We start from the raw sequence: 2,115 nt of genomic DNA, 5'->3' as shown, positions 1-2,115 counted from the left end.
GGTGCGGTTCCCATCACCGGCGGAGTGCCGTTGTCGTCCACCCCCGGATCGTCTTCCCCGACACGCAGACGCAGTTCGTCGTTGAGCGCGCGGTCCAGTACCTTGACACGGAGAGGCCTCTCGGGCATGTAGACGACGCCCGGCTCCACCGCCTGGTCGAAGGCGCACACCGCGGTCCACCTCTCCTGCATCTCGTCGTAGGGAGGGATGTGCTGTGTCAGGCAGTTGGAGGGAACCTCGTCGAAGTCGAGTCCCCGGGTGACGGCGTAGGTGACCCATACCTTCTCGGCGGCTCCGGTGCCCTCGTTCGCCACGGTGACCGGCAGATCGAAGGTGCTCCCCGGCTTCACCCCGTCGATCGGCTTGATGCCTCCGATGACCAATTCGGGTGCGGTTTCCGGGGAAGCGACTCGCTGGTGGCCGTGTACGCGGGAGAGGCCGAGTGCCTGTCCGCTCCCCACTGCCGCACCGCGTTGTTCTACTCCGGCCTCGATGAATGGGGGTTGTACGGAGGCGTCAAGGACGGGCGGAAAGGGCTGTGAGCGAGGCTTGACATGGATCAAGCCGTCGTTCCTGTGGATGATGTACCGCTGCGGGTGGGGCACCAAGGAAGGCCAGGAGACCGTCCTCGCCGTCGAGATCTCCCGTGAAGGCTTCGAGTGGGCTCTGAAACACGCCTGCCTGTGCCACTACGAGCCTGGGCTCCACGCCGACCGCGCCACGTGGAAGCGCCAATTGAAGCGGGCTCCGGCCCGGGTGCAATGGGACCCCGAACGCAACCTGTACCTTCAGCCGCTCGCCCACCGGTCCCTCCAGCTCGGCCTCGCAGGCGAAGCCGCACGTCTCTACGCCGATGAGTGGACCGTCTCCATCACCGACATCACATCGCTCGCCCACACTATCCATGCGCATGTACAGGACGGAGACCTTGACGCCGCACAGCAACTCCTGCTTCGTGAACGTACCTACCCCGTGAACGAAGGGGTTCTGGCTCACCTACGCAATGAGCCGATCTGCCAATTGAGATGATGTCTTAGACCGTGTCCTACGTGGTGAGGCGGTCGTTGGTTGCGGTATGGGGCGGGGTACGTGGAGTTGGATTGTTCCGGACGGGCTGTGGGAGATCGCGCAGCCGCTGATCCCGCCGTCGAGGGTGCGTCCGCAGGGCGGTGGAACGCGGGACACCCCTGATGAGACGCTGTTCGCGGCGATCGTCTACGTCCTGGTAAGCGGCTGCGCCTGGCGCCAACTGCCGCCCTGTTTCGGCATATCGAAGTCGACGGCTCACCGCAGGTTTCTGATCTGGTCGAGAGCCGGTGTCTGGGGCCGCCTCCACGAGGCCGTGCTGCACCAGCTCGACGACGCCGGCCTCATCGACGTCACCCGCGTCGTCCTCGACACCGCCCACGTCAGGGCTAAAAAGGGGGCGAACACACAGGTCCGAGCCCCGTGGACCGGGGCAAGCCGGGTTCCAAAATGCACATCCTGTCGGACGCGAACGGACTGCCCCTCCTCGTCGGCATCTCGGCCGGCAACACCCACGACAGCGAAGGGCTCAAGCCCATGATCGAGGGTCACCAAACGAGACACGACCCTCACAACGGCCGTCATTTCAAGCCCCAGCGCCTCCACGCCGACAAAGCCTACGACCGAGCCGACCTGTGCAGATGGCTCAGATGGAAGCGCATCGGGCGGAAACCACGCGCGGCCGGATGCGCGTCAACCACCCGCTGGTCGGGGAACTGAACCTGGACTGGGCTGCGCCAGCCGCGTACAGGCCGCCGTCCTCGCATGGACTGTCGCCGCACCATGGATGGCCGGTCGGCTGCGGCCAGGACGGCCACGGTCGTCCCCAGTGACCTCGCCAAGAACGTTCGCCTGTGCATCATCTCGAACACCCTTCGCTGACGATTTCGTCGGTGATCGGAGTCAACAGGGCAGGGCCGTCTGCGGCTTCCGTGTCCGCGCTGGCCCGCCCTGTGAAAGCTGAACGCGCAAAGGCCCTCCCGCCCAACGCTTCCGTTCTAGTGGTCGTTGCAACACACCAGCTCAGGGGACGCGATGGACTTCAAGATCCGGGAGGTCCGGACAGCTCAGGGACCCAGAGCCCTGCTG

General features: G+C 65.4%; 1 protein-coding gene and 2 pseudogenes. 2 read left to right on the top strand and 1 reads right to left on the bottom strand.

The features are described from left to right. Nucleotides 1-383 (bottom strand): annotated as a pseudogene (locus tag ADK57_RS49870) (hypothetical protein); the annotation flags it as partial. Between the two features lie 109 nt (nucleotides 384-492). On the opposite strand from ADK57_RS49870, the gene ADK57_RS11260 reads away from it, so the two are divergent. Both ADK57_RS11260 and ADK57_RS47205 read left to right on the top strand, forming a co-directional pair. Then, complete coding sequence (locus tag ADK57_RS11260) at nucleotides 493-1,029, top strand: DUF4291 domain-containing protein (RefSeq protein WP_053749260.1); 537 nt, start codon at nucleotides 493-495, stop codon at nucleotides 1,027-1,029. 46 nt (nucleotides 1,030-1,075) lie between these two features. Then, a pseudogene (locus ADK57_RS47205) lies at nucleotides 1,076-1,731 on the top strand (IS5 family transposase); the annotation flags it as partial. Nucleotides 1,732-2,115 lie beyond the last annotated feature (384 nt).

Origin of the sequence: Streptomyces sp. MMG1533, assembly GCF_001279775.1 — a bacterium.
In the GTDB taxonomy this organism is placed as follows: Bacteria; Actinomycetota; Actinomycetes; order Streptomycetales; family Streptomycetaceae; genus Streptomyces.
Note: the sequence above shows the minus strand (reverse complement) of the source record. Positions and strands in the feature narration are given on the sequence as shown.

Excerpts from the sequence above, each read along its gene's own strand:
- ADK57_RS11260 (WP_053749260.1), top strand. The coding sequence starts at position 493 with ATGAATGGGGGTTGTACGGAGGCGTCAAGGACGGGCGGAAAGGGCTGT.